12 protein-coding genes are annotated in these 13,814 nt (G+C 70.9%); 7 read left to right on the plus strand and 5 right to left on the minus strand.

The window, feature by feature from the left end:
• Window positions 1-13 precede the first annotated feature (13 nt).
• Together fusA and C8D87_RS03475 are read right to left on the minus strand one after the other, a co-directional pair.
• Window positions 14-2,002: an elongation factor G gene (fusA, locus tag C8D87_RS03470; RefSeq protein WP_112225493.1), complete on the minus strand. Its 1,989-nt coding sequence runs from the start codon at window positions 2,000-2,002 to the stop codon at window positions 14-16.
• 245 nt (window positions 2,003-2,247) lie between these two features.
• Window positions 2,248-2,907, minus strand: a complete 660-nt coding sequence (locus C8D87_RS03475; protein WP_146771610.1) for a P-loop NTPase family protein — start codon at window positions 2,905-2,907, stop codon at window positions 2,248-2,250.
• An 83-nt stretch (window positions 2,908-2,990) separates the two neighbouring features.
• Here C8D87_RS03475 and C8D87_RS03480 point away from each other — a divergent pair, with 83 nt between their 5' ends.
• From C8D87_RS03480 to C8D87_RS03495, 4 genes are all read left to right on the plus strand, one after another.
• Window positions 2,991-3,587, plus strand: coding sequence for an SGNH/GDSL hydrolase family protein (locus tag C8D87_RS03480; RefSeq protein WP_112225495.1), 597 nt, complete (start codon window positions 2,991-2,993; stop codon window positions 3,585-3,587).
• Between the two features lie 71 nt (window positions 3,588-3,658).
• Window positions 3,659-4,807: a xylose isomerase gene (xylA, locus tag C8D87_RS03485; RefSeq protein WP_233441879.1), complete on the plus strand. Its 1,149-nt coding sequence runs from the start codon at window positions 3,659-3,661 to the stop codon at window positions 4,805-4,807.
• Window position 4,808: 1 nt separating this feature from the next.
• Window positions 4,809-6,191, plus strand: coding sequence for a xylulokinase (gene xylB, locus C8D87_RS03490; protein ID WP_112225496.1), 1,383 nt, complete (start codon window positions 4,809-4,811; stop codon window positions 6,189-6,191).
• Window positions 6,188-7,327 (plus strand): ROK family protein, encoded by a 1,140-nt coding sequence (locus tag C8D87_RS03495; protein ID WP_112225497.1) that lies wholly within the window; start codon window positions 6,188-6,190, stop codon window positions 7,325-7,327. The genes xylB and C8D87_RS03495 overlap by 4 nt, the downstream gene beginning before the upstream one ends.
• On the opposite strand, the gene C8D87_RS03500 is transcribed toward C8D87_RS03495, so the two are convergent.
• Window positions 7,284-7,601: a DUF6223 family protein gene (locus C8D87_RS03500; RefSeq protein ID WP_112225498.1), complete on the minus strand. Its 318-nt coding sequence runs from the start codon at window positions 7,599-7,601 to the stop codon at window positions 7,284-7,286. The genes C8D87_RS03495 and C8D87_RS03500 overlap by 44 nt on opposite strands.
• 131 nt (window positions 7,602-7,732) lie before the next feature.
• Here C8D87_RS03500 and C8D87_RS03505 point away from each other — a divergent pair, with 131 nt between their 5' ends.
• Both C8D87_RS03505 and C8D87_RS03510 read left to right on the plus strand, forming a co-directional pair.
• The gene (locus C8D87_RS03505; protein WP_112225499.1) at window positions 7,733-8,818 is read left to right on the plus strand and encodes a sensor histidine kinase; all 1,086 of its coding nucleotides are present in this window, start codon (window positions 7,733-7,735) and stop codon (window positions 8,816-8,818) included.
• A complete protein-coding gene (locus tag C8D87_RS03510) occupies window positions 8,815-9,468 on the plus strand; it encodes a response regulator (protein WP_109639538.1) in 654 nt (217 codons plus the stop codon). The genes C8D87_RS03505 and C8D87_RS03510 overlap by 4 nt, the downstream gene beginning before the upstream one ends.
• Window positions 9,469-9,702: 234 nt before the next feature.
• Here C8D87_RS03510 and C8D87_RS46725 read toward each other — a convergent pair whose 3' ends face one another.
• The gene (locus C8D87_RS46725) at window positions 9,703-10,239 is read right to left on the minus strand and encodes a patatin-like phospholipase family protein (RefSeq protein ID WP_215732148.1); all 537 of its coding nucleotides are present in this window, start codon (window positions 10,237-10,239) and stop codon (window positions 9,703-9,705) included.
• 6 nt (window positions 10,240-10,245) lie between these two features.
• Between C8D87_RS46725 and C8D87_RS03520 the strand changes: the two genes are divergently transcribed.
• Window positions 10,246-11,391 (plus strand): helix-turn-helix transcriptional regulator, encoded by a 1,146-nt coding sequence (locus C8D87_RS03520; protein WP_112225500.1) that lies wholly within the window; start codon window positions 10,246-10,248, stop codon window positions 11,389-11,391.
• Between the two features lie 395 nt (window positions 11,392-11,786).
• Here C8D87_RS03520 and ligA read toward each other — a convergent pair whose 3' ends face one another.
• The gene (ligA, locus tag C8D87_RS03525; RefSeq protein ID WP_112225501.1) at window positions 11,787-13,778 is read right to left on the minus strand and encodes an NAD-dependent DNA ligase LigA; all 1,992 of its coding nucleotides are present in this window, start codon (window positions 13,776-13,778) and stop codon (window positions 11,787-11,789) included.
• Window positions 13,779-13,814: the final 36 nt, after the last annotated feature.

Consider the following 13,814-nt stretch of genomic DNA (forward strand, 5'->3'; position numbering starts at 1 on the left):
GACGGGCCCGGTTCTACGCCGGCGCGTAACCGGTCGGGCGTGCGGTGAAGGTGCCGCGGCCCTGCGTCCGGCTGCGCAACCTCGTCACGTAGCCGAACATCTCGGCCAGCGGCACCGACGCCGTCACCACCGTCGAGCCGGTCCTGACCTCGGAGCCGAGGATCCGGCCCCGGCGCGCGGCCAGGTCACCGAGCACGCCGCCGAGGTGGTCGCCCGGCACGGTGACCGTGACCTCGGCGATCGGTTCGAGCAACGTCATCGCGCCCGCCTTCAGGGCCTCGCGCAGACCCAGGCGACCGGCGGTGCGGAACGCCAGGTCCGTCGAGTCCTTGACATGCGTGGACCCGTCGGTGAGCGTCACGCGCAGGCCCGTCACCGGGTGGCCGAGCGGTCCCTCGGCCAGCGCGTCGCGGCAGCCCTGTTCGACCGCGCGCACGAACTCCTGCGGCACACGCCCGCCGGTGACCGCCGAGCGGAACTCGAAGCCGGTCGCCAGCGGCTCGGTGTCGATGACGATGTGCGCGAACTGGCCCGCCCCTCCGTCCTGCTTCACGTGCCGGTAGACGAATCCCGTGACGCCGCTCGCCACGGTCTCCCGATAGGCCACCCGAGGACGGCCCATCGCGATCTCGATGCGGTGGTTCGTGCGCGCCTTCTCCACCGCGACCTCCAGGTGCAGCTCACCCAGCCCCGACAACACCGTCTGGCCGGTCTCCGGGTCCGTCCTCACCTGCAGCGACGGGTCCTCCTCGACCAGGTGCGCCAGAGCCTCGGCCAGCCGTCCGTTGTCCGCGCTGGTCTTCGCCTCCACCGACACCGACACGACCGGATCAGCCGACACGGGCGGTTCCAGCAGCAGCGGAGCCGCCGGAGCGCACAGGGTCGTACCGGTGCGAGCCGACTTCAGGCCCACCACGGCCACGATGTCGCCCGCTACGGCCGTGTCGACCGGCGTGTGCCGATCGGCCTGCACCCGCAGGATCCTGCCGATGCGTTCGGCCCGGCCACCCACCAGCACGGTCTGTCCTTTGTGGAGTTTGCCCGAGTACACGCGGACGTACGTCAACCGCCCGGTGGCGGTGGCGTTCACCTTGAACACCAACGCCGAGAACGGCGCGTCCGGATCCGCCTGCCGCTCCTCACCGCCGACGCCCCGCACCGGCGGAACGTCCACAGGGGAAGGCAGATACGCGATCACCGCGTCCAGCAACGGTTCGACGCCGCGGTTCCGGTACGCCGAACCGCACAGCACGACGGTTCCAGTGCCGTCGCGCGTTATGTCGCGCAACGCTTCCCTGAGCGTCTGCTCGGTCAACGTGCCTTGCGCATAGAACTCCTCCAAAGCCTTGAGATGCAGTTCCGCCACCGTCTCCTCCAGCAGGCGACGACGCCGTTGTGCTTCTGCCAGCAACGTTTCCGGCACAGGTCCTTCGACAACGTCCGGATCCCAGGTCAGCGCACGCATGCGGACCAGGTCGACCACACCGACGAACTCGTCCTCGACCCCGATCGGCAGCTGCACGACCAGAGGCACGGTGTGCAACCGCGTTCTCAGCGACTCCACGGCCCGGTCGAGGTCCGCGCCCGCCCGGTCGAGCTTGTTGACGAACGCGATCCGCGGCACGCCGTGCCGATCCGCCTGCCGCCACACGGACTCGCTCTGCGGCTCGACGCCGGCGACCCCGTCGAACACCGCGACAGCCCCGTCCAGCACGCGCAGCGACCGTTCGACCTCGTCGGAGAAGTCGACGTGCCCCGGCGTGTCGATGAGGTTGACGCGATGCCCGTCCCACGTGCAGCTCACGGCCGCGGCGAAGATCGTGATGCCGCGATCGCGCTCCTGCGGGTCGAAGTCCGTGACGGTGGTGCCGTCGTGGACCTCACCGCGCTTGTAGGTGCTGCCGGTGGCGAACAGGACGCGTTCGGTGAGCGTGGTCTTGCCCGCGTCGACGTGGGCGAGGATGCCCAGGTTGCGGACAGCGTTCAACGTGGTGGTGCGCATGGCTCAGTGCCTTTTCGGTGCGAAAGGACTACAGGTCAGCGCGATGAGCCGACGAACGACCGAACGGGTTCGTCAGACACTCCGGTGCCCGGCGCGCAGCGGGCAGCCGGGGTGCGGAGACACGAGGATCACGTCGAAACGGGACGGGGGAACGACGACGGCGGTACGCACGGCCGGTCTCCCCTCGTCACTCGGTGATGTTGATCGTGGAGTGTAGACGGACAGGCGCGGCCGTGAAACGGGTTTTAGCGACTGAGCAACGAAACGACCTTGCCCGCGACCGCACGCACGACCGGCCACAGAGGGTTCCGCGCCCAGTTGGCGGCACCACCCGCCTCGATGGTGTCCAGCAGTTCGCGCAGCTCGGCGACCGCGTCGACTTCCTGCCGGTCGCGGAAGACCACACCGATCTCGAGCGACACCGCCGGCGACATGACCTCGCGGATGGCGTACTCGCTCTCCCCCGCCCGCAACAGCCGCACGCCGTGGAAGAAGTCCACTCGCCGCGACGGTTGCCGCACCCCGGCCTGGACCGTCGCGTCGAGAGCCCAGCTGACGACGACTTCCTCGGCCTCCTCGCGGGACTCCCACTGCCGCAGTGTGCCCCACTCCTTCCACTCCCCGGTGAGCTCACGACGAACCGCGGGCTGGTAGATCCCGCGGACCCGGAAGTTCGTGAGGTGCACCCGCGGCACGACCATCCGCACCAGCCGCCCACGAGTGCCGCGGTGCGCTCCCACCACGAAGACGTCCTGCCCACCATCACCCCACTGCGGCGGCAGGACCCACATCTTCGCTCCGGGTGCGAAGTGCTTCAGACCGGAGCGCGCCTCCACGCCGCCCTCGCCGTGAAACGTCTCGGCGGCGACGTTCGCGACCACGCACCACCCCAGCAGCTCGTCCACCCGCACGGTCTTACGCCCTGTGAGCTGGGCCCGCGCGGGATTTACGCGGGAACACCGCTGATCCACCTGCCGTTGAACAAGACATGCGTCTGCGTCTGCTCGGCGACTCCATCGCCGCGGGTGTCGGCAGCACACGTCGCGAAGACACCCTCGGCCCATTGCTCGCCGCCCGTCTGCGCGCGACCGGGCACGACGTCGATCTGCGCGTGCACGCCGTACCGGGTGCCCGTTCGGCCGACCTGCGCGCGCAGGTGCGGGCCGCGGTGGCGAGCGGGGTGGACATCGCCGTGGTGGTGGTCGGGGCCAACGACCTTACGAGGTTCGTCCCCGCGCACGTCGGTGCGCAGGAGCTGCACGACGCCGTCGCAAAACTGCGGCGAGCCGGTGCCGGAGTCGTCGTCGCCACGGCGCCCGACCTCAGCGTCGTCGCGCACGTGCCGCCCGCGTTGCGCGACGTCGTGTCGGCCGTGAGCCGTGACTACGCCCAGGCGCAGCTGCAGGCCGTCATCCGGGCGGGTGGCGTGGTCGCCCACGTCGAACGCGTCGTCACGCCGCAGTTCGCCGCCGATCCCGCGCTCTTCGCCGCAGACCGCTTCCACCCGTCCGCCGCCGGCTACCGCGCGATCGCCGCGGCACTCGCGCCCGCGGTCGAGGCGGTCGCCGCGGAACACCGCGCCTGAGCGATTGCGATCTCGGGCCCGGCGTCGTACTGTCCGCACTAAGTTCAAGCATTGAACGAATGAGGTGGATCATGACCACGCCCACTCCGGCGGACAAGTTCTCCTTCGGTCTCTGGACCGTGGGCTGGCCGGGCCGCGACCCGTTCGGCGAAGCCACGCGGCCCGAGCTCGACGTCGTCGAGGCCGTGCACCGGCTGGCCGAGCTCGGCGCCTACGGGTTGTCGTTCCACGACGACGACCTGTTCGGGTTCGCGGCCACCGAGCGTGAAAAGCAGATCGGTCGACTTCAGGGCGCTCTGCAGGAAACCGGGATGGTCATCCCGATGGTGACGACGAACCTGTTCAACCACCCCGTGTTCAAGGACGGCGGCTTCACCAGCAACGACCGCGGCGTGCGGCGGTTCGCGCTGCGCAAGGTGCTGCGCAACATCGAGCTGGCCGCCGAGCTGGGCGCCAAGGTCTTCGTGCTGTGGGGCGGGAGGGAGGGCTCCGAGTACGACACCGCCAAGGACGTGCGGGCCGCGCTCGACCGGTACCGCGAGGGCATGAACCTGCTGACCCAGTTCGTCACGGACCGGGGCTACGACCTGCGGTTCGCGCTCGAGCCGAAGCCGAACGAGCCGCGCGGCGACATCCTGCTGCCGACGATCGGGCACGCGCTCGCGTTCATCACGACGCTGGACAGGCCAGAGCTGGTCGGCCTCAACCCCGAGGTCGGGCACGAGCAGATGGCGGGCCTCAACTTCGTGCACGGCATCGCGCAGGCGTTGTGGCACGACAAGCTCTTCCACATCGACCTCAACGGCCAGCGCAGCATCAAGTACGACCAGGACCTCGTGTTCGGGCACGGCGACCTCATGAACGCGTTCGCGCTGGTCGACCTGCTGGAGAACGCCGGTTACGACGGGCCGCGGCACTTCGACTACAAGCCGTCGCGCACCGAGGACATCACGGGCGTCTGGGACTCCGCCAAGGCCAACATGCGGACCTACCTGCTGCTCAAGGAACGCGCCAAGGCGTTCCGGGCGGACCCCGAGGTGCAGGAGGCGCTGCAGATCGCGGGGGTCGACGAGCTCGGAAAACCCACGCTCAACGCCGGCGAGTCCTACGAGGACCTGATGAACGACGACAGCTTCGACCCCGAGAAGGCTGCCGAGCGCGGCTTCGGGTTCGTTCGGCTCAACCAGCTCGCGCTCGAGCACCTCGCCGGGGCGCGCTGACATGACGCTCGTCGCGGGCGTCGACTCCTCGACGCAGTCGTGCAAGGTCGTGGTGCGCGAGGCGGAGACCGGCAGGCTCGTCCGGGAGGGCCGCGCGGCTCACCCGGACGGCACCGAGGTCCACCCGGACCACTGGTGGACGGCGCTCCAGGCGGCGATCGAACAGGCCGGCGGGCTCGACGACGTCGACGCGCTGAGCGTTGCCGGGCAGCAGCACGGCATGGTGTGCCTCGACGAGGACGGCAACGTCGTCCGTGAAGCCTTGCTGTGGAACGACACGAGGTCCGCGGCTGCGGCCGCGGACCTCACCGCCGAGCTGGGTGCCGAGCAGTGGGCGCACCGGATCGGGCTTGTGCCGGTCGCGTCGTTCACGATCACCAAGCTGCGCTGGCTCGCCCAGCACGAGCCGGCCAACGCCAAGCGCACCGCCGCCGTCTGCCTGCCGCACGACTGGCTGACGTGGCGGCTGCGCGGCACCGGCCACCTCGCCGACCTCGTCACCGACCGGTCGGACGCCTCCGGCACCGGCTACTTCGACTCGACGGCGAACGTGTACGTGCCGGACCTGCTCGAGCGCGGGTTCGGCCGCGCGGACGTGCTGTTGCCGCGCGTGCTCGGTCCCGCCGAGTCGGTCGAGGGACCTCTGCGGCTCGGTGCGGGCGCGGGTGACAACGCGGCGGCGATCCTCGGCGTCGGGGCGGGCACCGAGGTCCTGGTGTCGCTCGGGACCTCCGGTGTCGTCACGGCGACCAGCGAGGTGCGCGCGGCGGACGCTTCCGGCATCGTGGCGGGCTTCGCGGACGCCACCGGCCGCTACCTGCCGCTGGCGTGCACGCTCAACGCCGCCCGCGTGCTGGACGCGACCGCCCGGATGCTGGGCGTCGATCTGGCGAAGCTCAGCGACCTCGCGCTGTCCGCGAAGCCCGGCGCGGAAGGCGTCGTGCTGGTGCCGTACCTGGAAGGCGAACGGACGCCGAACCTGCCGGACGCCACGGGGGCGCTGCACGGCCTGACGCTCACGAACGCCACGCCTGCCAACATCGCGCGCGCCGCGGTGGAAGGCATGCTGTGCGGGCTCGCGGTGGGCCTCGACGCTCTCGCCGAGCAGGGCGCGGACGTCACCGGTGTCCGGCTCGTGGGCGGGGCGGCTGCCTCGCCGGCGGTGCGGGAGATCGCGCCGACGGTGTTCGGCGTGCCGGTGACGGTGCCCGCGCCGGGTGAGTACGTGGCCGATGGCGCGGCGCGACAGGCGGCGTGGACGCTCACGGACGGGACGACGCCACCGGAGTGGGCGGGGTCGGAGAGCAGCCGGTACGCGGCGGACGCGGTACCGGAGATCCGGGCGAGGTACGGCGAAGCGGCGCAGCGATACTTGAGCCGATGACCACCGTCGACCACCTGCGCCAGGTTCGCCTCGGCAACCTGCGGACGGTCCTGCTCGCCCTCGTCGACCGCCCCGGTTCGCGGGCCGATCTCGCGGCCCGCACCGGGCTGACGAAGGCGACTCTGTCGAACCTCACGGAACCGTTGCTGGCCAACGGGATCCTCGTCGAGGAACCCGCCACGCTCGCCGGGATGGGCAGGCCGTCCAAGCCGTTGCGGTTCCACCCCGGCGGCCCGGTGGCGGTCGGCGCGGAGATCAACGTCAGCCATCTCGCCGTCGAGACCCTCGGCCTCGACGGCGAGACCATCCGCCGTCACCTCGTGCCGGCCGACATCCGCGACTCGACGCCGGACGAGGTGCTCGACCGTGTCGCCGAGCTGATCCGCGACATCACCCCGGCCCGGCCGCTGCTCGGCGTCGGCCTCGCCGTGCCGGGCGTCGTGCACGACGGCGTCCTGGTCAGAGCCCCCAACCTCCCGAAACTCGTCGGCTCACCCCTGGCGGACGACCTGCGCCGGCGCCTGGACCTCGACGTCGAGCTGGACAACGAGGCGAACCTCGCCGCACTGGCCCACCTCTGGCCCCGCCACCTCGCGGGTGAGGACTTCGTGCACGTCTCCGCGGACGTCGGCATCGGCGCGGGCGTGGTGATCAACGGCGAGGTCTACCGCGGTGTCAGCGGTTTCGCGGGCGAGCTCGGGCACGTGGTGATCGAACGCGACGGCGTGCGCTGCACGTGCGGCGGCCGCGGCTGCGTCGAGCGGTACGCGGGCCTCGACGTGATCCTGCGCGAGGCCGGGCGGCGCCGGCTCGACTCACTCGCGAAGGCACTCGAAGCAGGCGATCCCAAGGCGCTCGCCGCGGTCGGGGCCGCCGGAGCGGCGCTCGGGGTCGGCCTGGCCACGCTGATGAACCTCTTCGACGTGCCGACCGTCGTGCTAGGCGGCAGCTACGCCGTGCTGCACGAGCACCTCAGCACCGCTGTTCAGTCCGAAATGGACGCCAGGGTGCTCGCGGGCGGCGAGCGGCACACCAGCCTGGTCGCCTCACCGCTCGGCGAGTTCGCCGTCGTGCGAGGCGCGGCGGGGCTCATCACCCGGCGCGCCGTGCACCAGCCCGAGCGCCTTTTCGCATAGCCAGACCCCCGAGCACCGCGGCCACCACACCCAGCACCAGCGAGATGTAGCCGCCGACGATGCCGTAGCCGGTGCCGGGACCGCCCTTGGCCATCACGACGACCAGCACACCGATCAGCGCTCCGGCGACTCCGCAGGCCACGGCCACCACTCCACGGCGTCGCGCGAACACGCCGATGCCGATCCCCACCAGACCCAGTGCGGCGCCCACCAGAGACCAGGTGCGCCCCGCGGTCATCTCGTACGTTTCAGCGGCAATCTGTGAAAGAGACATGGCATGAGCTTGTCCGCCGTACTGCCGTACGTCGTCGTGCGCGCGTAGACACCATCTACTACGGGCGCGGTAGGCCCGATCTCATCCCAGCGCACGATCTACCAGTGCGAACACGGGTTTAAGGTGCACGCATGGACAAGCGCTGGCTGGACTGGGTGATCGCCATCGGGGTGGCGGCGAGCCTCGTCGTGGCCGGACACCCGGCGAGCCTTCCGGGTTACGTGCTGCTGGCCGCGGGAGGCTTGGCGCTCGTGGCGCGCCGGACCGCGCCGATCGCCGTGCTGGCCGCGACCGGCCTCACGGCTCTGGGCTACCAGGCACTCGGCCACGACGTGCCGGTGATCGCCTTCCTGTTCGCGGTCTACTCGACGATGAGGGCGGGCCACCGCGTCGTCACCGTCGCCGGTTCGGTGCTGATGGTCGGCGCACTCCCCCTCGCGGCGCTCGTCTCACCGCTCGGCCTCACGACGTCCGAGGCGTTCGCCCAGTCCCGCGACGTCCTCCAGATCGCCTGGCTCATCGCCGCCGCGGCCGCGGGCGAGGCCCTCCGGCAGGCCGAACGCCGCGCCGACGAAGCCGAACGCACTCGCGAGGAGACCGCGCTGCGGCGTGCCAACGAGGAACGCCTGCACATCGCACGCGAGCTGCACGACTCCCTCACCCACCAGATCTCGGTGATCAAGCTCCAGGCCGAGGTCGCCGTCCACCTGGCCCAGAAGCGGGGCGAGGACGTTCCCGAGTCGCTGCTGGCGATCCGCGACGCCGGGCGAGAAGCCGCCAGGGAGCTCCGCGCGACCCTGGAAGCCCTCCGCGACGACGACAAGAACCCGCCCCGCGGCATCGGCGACGTCCCCGCGCTGGTCCAGCGAGCGAGATCGTCCGGTCTGGACGCGGAGCTGACGATCGAGGGCGAGCGCGACGACGTGCCCGCCGCCGTGGAGCGGACGGCGTACCGGATCGTCCAGGAGTCGCTGACCAACATCGCCAGGCACGCCGCCGCGGCGACCGCGCAGATCCGCATCGACTACCGGCCGGACGCGCTCGTCATCCGAGTCGACGACGACGGCACGGCAACCCCTGACACAGCACCAGGACCCGGCGTGGGGCTGCTCGGCATGCGCGAACGCGTCACGGCGCTCGGCGGCAGGCTCGACGCGGCGCCGCGCACCGGAGGCGGCTTCACCGTCCACGCCGAACTCCCGGTGGCGCAACCGTGATCCGCGTCCTGCTGGTCGACGACCAGCCGCTCATCCGCAGCGGTTTCCGCGCGCTGCTCGCCGCCGAGGACGACATCGAGGTCGTCGCCGAAGCCGCGGACGGCGCGGAAGGCCTGCGGCTCGCCCGGCAGCACCTGCCGGACATCGCCCTGGTCGACGTCCAGATGCCGGTCCTGGACGGCATCGAGGCGACCAGGCGCATCGCCGCGGACCCGGCGCTCGCCGGGGTCCACGTCGTGATCCTGACCAACTACGGCCTCGACGAGTACGTGTTCAACGCCCTCAAAGCCGGTGCGGCGGGGTTCCTCGTCAAGGACATCCAGCCGGAGGACTTCCTGCACGCCGTCCGGGTGGCAGCCCGCGGCGACGCGCTGCTCGCGCCGTCGATCACCCGCAGGCTGATCGACCAGTACGTCAGCCGCCCGCCGCACCCGAACGGCGACGTCACCGGGCTCACCAACCGCGAACGCGAGGCCGTCGTCCTGGTCGCCCGCGGCCTGTCGAACGACGAGATCGCCGACCACATGGTGATCAGCCCGCTCACGGCGAAGACCCATGTCAACCGCGCCATGACGAAGCTGCACGCCCGTGACCGCGCCCAGCTCGTGGTGATCGCCTACGAGTCCGGCCTGGTCGTCGCGCAGGCGTGAGGCACGGGACTGTCGGGGCAGCCTGCGGCCAGTCGCAGGTGCTCGCGTATGCGGTATCGATCAGCTCACGCGCCCCGCCGAAGTCACCGGGTGACACCCGCAGCGGCCAGAGCGACGGCGCCACCCGGAGGTCGACCAGGTCCCGGTAGCGTTCGACGTCCACCGCCAGCCGGTGGTTGACCTGCAACGTCAGCGCCTGCAACGCGATACCGACAGCACTCCGCGGCGGCGAGGTCAGCCACACGCGTAGCCGGTCGGCAGCACCCACACCAGGTCGGCGCCGAGCTCGACCGCGTGGGACACCGGGTTGTTGTTCACCGCGCCGCCGTCCATCAGGTAGCGCCCGTCGAGGTGCAGCGGAGGGAACACCGCTGGGATCGCGGTCGAAGTCAGCACCGCATCGAGCGCCGATCCCTTCGACAGCAGGACTTCCGCGCCGGTGAGCACGTCCGTCGCACCGACGTGCACCGGAATCCCGGTGCCGGTCAGGTCGATCTCGCCGAGCCAACGTTTCAGCAGCCGCCGCAATCCGGAGTTCGGCACGAGGTGATCACGGAATCCCAGCAGGCCGAGCAGACCCCGCACCGGCCGGGCCGGGAGGACGTCCGTGCGACGCAACGAGAGCCACAGCGAAGCCAAAGAGTCCACATCGGACGAATGAAGCACGAACCACACCGCGTTGGCAGCGCCCACCGAGGTGCCGACCATCAAGTTCGGGCGGACGTCGGTCTCGGTGAGCGCGGCCAGCACGCCGACCTCCGTCGCACCCAATCCACAATGGCCACTCATGTCGTCCACACCCACCACGCCCGCGCGTCACAGGCCCGCAAGCTCGTGGAACCGCTGTTGTCAGGCGAACTTCCGGCGCTCGCGGCACCGACGATCGTGGACGGCTGGCTGCTGGAGGCAGTGCTGGTCGACCGCTCCGGGGACCAGCGCCGAGCACACGAGGCTCTCACGGAGGCGCTGGCCGCCGCGGAACCGTACGGCGCGCTGCGCCCGTGCTTCAACGCGGGCAAGCCCGTCCGCGACCTGCTGGCTCGCGGCGCGGGCCGCTTCGGCAGGCTGGAGTCGTTCGCCACCACCACGATGACCGCGCTGCCCGCCGCGTCCACCGCCCCCGTCGACGTGCTGACGATCCGCGAACGCGACCTGCTCCTCGAACTGCCGTCGATGCGCACCACCGAGGAGATAGCCGACTCGCTGTTCGTCTCGGTCAACAAGGTGAAGACCCACCTGCGCGGCACCTACCGCAAGCTCGGCGTGAACCAGCGCCGCGACGCCGTGCTCGCAGCACGCCGGCCAGGCCTGATCCAGGGCCTGCTCCAGCCGCGATTTGGCCCCTTGGTCCTGCTCGGCGCGAGCGCCACACTTGATCCACGCGAGCCCGCCGACACGATCGCCCGGCTCGTCTCACTCGCCACCGGCGAGCCAATTCCGCGCCAACGGCACCCCCGGCCGTGCGTTGCACCAGGCTGCGCACGGCCGGGTGGGGTGCCTCCACTTGCGCACAGGCTTCTGCGTGGTGAGCGACCACACAGATCATTGGGAAACACCCGGCACGCCGTCGCCGTTGTACGAAGCGGTCGGTGCGGTTCGTGTCCCCCGGGCCTCACCCAAAACGCCTTCGCGGAAGACCGTTCGGCTGGTACCGCGTCGTGCCCTCGCCGAGAGGTGACCGCCGCACCGACCACCACACGCGTTTTCCTTGCAGAACAACAACTATCGACGGTGAGCGACCACACACGTCATCCGGAAACACACGGCATGCCGTTGCCGTTGAAGGGGATGGTCGGTCGAGCTCCGCTGAGCCCCACCGCCGATCGCAAGCTCGCCCCAGGCCGTCGTACTCCCCCCAGGCGACGGTCTGAGGGCCTCCCGCAAGCCCGCCCTCAGGCCGCTGTACCCCCAGCTGCGGCCTGAGGGCTTCCTGCAGCCATCACACCGGTGCGCGAACCTCCTGGAGACGTCCGCCACCGACCCGAGCTTGCCCTCAGACCGTCGCGTTCTCCCCCGACGACGGCCTGGGGGCATCCACACCCGGCACCGCTTTCCTTGCAACAAAACAAGTTCCCCAGGGTGAGCGACCCCACAGGCCCACCGGGAAACACCAGACACCACGACACCGTTGAACACAGTGGCTGGTGCGGCCCAGGTCCCCCGGGCCTCACCCAAATCGCCTTCGCGGAACACCGTCCGGCTGGTACCGCGTCGAGCCCACCGCCGAGAGGCGACCACCGCACCGGCCATCACCAGACTCGCCCTCAGGCCGTCAACTCTCCCCGACGGCGGCCTGGGGGCGTCCTGCCGCACAGCCCTCAGGCGACGCCGGCCTCGATCAGCACCGTCCAGATCTCGCTCTGGTCGACCACCTCGACGCCGAGCTTCTCGGCCTTCGTCAGCTTGCTCGCGCCCACGCCGGCTCCGGTGATGAGCATGTCCGTGGTGGACGACACCGAGGACGCGGCGGTGGCGCCGGCGCGTTCGCACATCTTCTGGAACGTCGGGCGGGTCACCTTCTCGCCCGAGCGCGGGTCGCTGATCGAGCCCGTGATGACGACCGACTTGCCCGCGAGGGGTGCGCCGGCCACCACCTTCGGCGGCAGGTCCTCCTCGCGCACGTCCAGGTTGACGCCTCGCTCGCGGAGGCGTTCGATCTCCGGGCGCAGGCGGGCCAGGTGGTGGGTCAGGGACTCGGCGACCTTCTGGCCGATGTCCTCCACGGCCACGAGCTTCTCGACGCCCGCGTCGGCCACCTCTTCCAGGGTGCCGAAGCCCGCACGGCACAGGCGGGCCGCGGTGCCTTCGGAGGCCATCGGGATGGAGAGGCCGATCAGGGCTCGGCGCAGACCGACCGAGCGGCTGCGGTCGATCGACTCGATCATGCGGGTCGCGGAGACCTCGCCGACGCGGTCGAACTCCAGGAGCCGTTCCCTGGTGAGGGTGTAGAAGTCCGACGGGTTCACCAGGTCGCCGGTTTCGGCGAGGCGTTCGATCCACACCTGGCCGATGGCGTCGATGTCGGCTCCTGCGCGGGACGACCAGTGGATCAGGCGGCGCACGGTCTGGGCGGGGCAGGCGCCGTTGGTGCAGAACAGCTCGCGGCTGTTGCCCTGCTCGGTCAGCGGCTGGGCGCAGGACGGGCACACCGACGGCGGGACGATCTCGCGCTCGGCGCCGGTGCGCTTGGAGGCGTCGAGCACGCCGGCCACGAACGGGATCACGTCGCCCGCGCGGCGGACCAGGACCGTGTCGCCGATCTTGATGCCACGGGAGCGGATGACCTCCTGGTTGGCCAGGGTGGCGCGGGTGACGGTGGTGCCGCCGACGAAGACCGGTTCCAGCCAGGCGACCGGGGCGATCTTGCCGGTCTTGCCGACGTCCCAGACGACGTCGGTCAGGACCGTCGTCTTCTCCTCGGCGGCGAACTTGTAGGCGATGGCGCCGCGCGGGGAGCTCGAGCGGGTGCCGGCGGCGGCGTACGCGTCGCGGTTGGCCAGGCGCAGGACGGCGCCGTCGAGGTCGTAGTCGAGGTTGTTGCGCTGCCGCTCGATCGCGCCGATGAGCTCCTGCGCTTCGGCCGCGGTGGAGCAGTGGCGCATCTCGGCGACGCTGAAGCCGAGCTTGCGCAGGCCCGCGTCCAGGTCGGAGTCGGCGCTCTCGGGTTCCGTGGTCAGGTCGAACGCGAAGAACTGCATGCGGCGGCCCTCGACGGCCTTCGGGTCCTTGGCGCGCAGGGTGCCCGCCGCGGCGTTGCGGGGGTTGATCAGCGGCTTGTCGGGGTTCTTGGCGTTGTAGGCGTTGAACGTGGAGCGCAGCATCACGCACTCGCCGCGCACCTCGACCCTGCCCGGCGCGTCGACCGCGTCCGGCACGCCGTCGCACAATGCGCGCGTGAGGAACGTGACGTCGTCGCCCGTCGTGCCATCGCCACGCGTGACCGCGCGCGCGAGCCTGCCGTTCTCGTAGACCAGGGCCAGCGACAGACCGTCCAGTTTGGGCATGACGACCACGGGCTGGCCGGGGAAGCGGGTGAAGAACGCCTCGACCTGCTCCGGCTTGTTCGCCTTCTCCAGCGACAGCATCGGCCGCGAGTGCCGCACCGGCGCGTGCAGCACCGACGGCGCGCCCACGTGGTCCAGCGGGTTGTCCTCCGGCGTCAGCTCCGGGTGCGCGGCGATCAACGCGCGCAGCTCGTCCTCCACCGCGTCGTACTCGGCGTCGGCCACCAGCGGCGCACCCTGGTAGTACGCGTCGCGCAGCTCCGTGACCCGCGCGGCGAGCTCCTGAATCCGGTCCCCAGCACTCATGGGATGGACGGTACCGGCCGGTACCGACAATTCCGT

Origin of the sequence: Lentzea atacamensis (assembly GCF_003269295.1) — a bacterium.
GTDB classification, from domain to species: domain Bacteria; phylum Actinomycetota; class Actinomycetes; order Mycobacteriales; family Pseudonocardiaceae; genus Lentzea; species Lentzea atacamensis.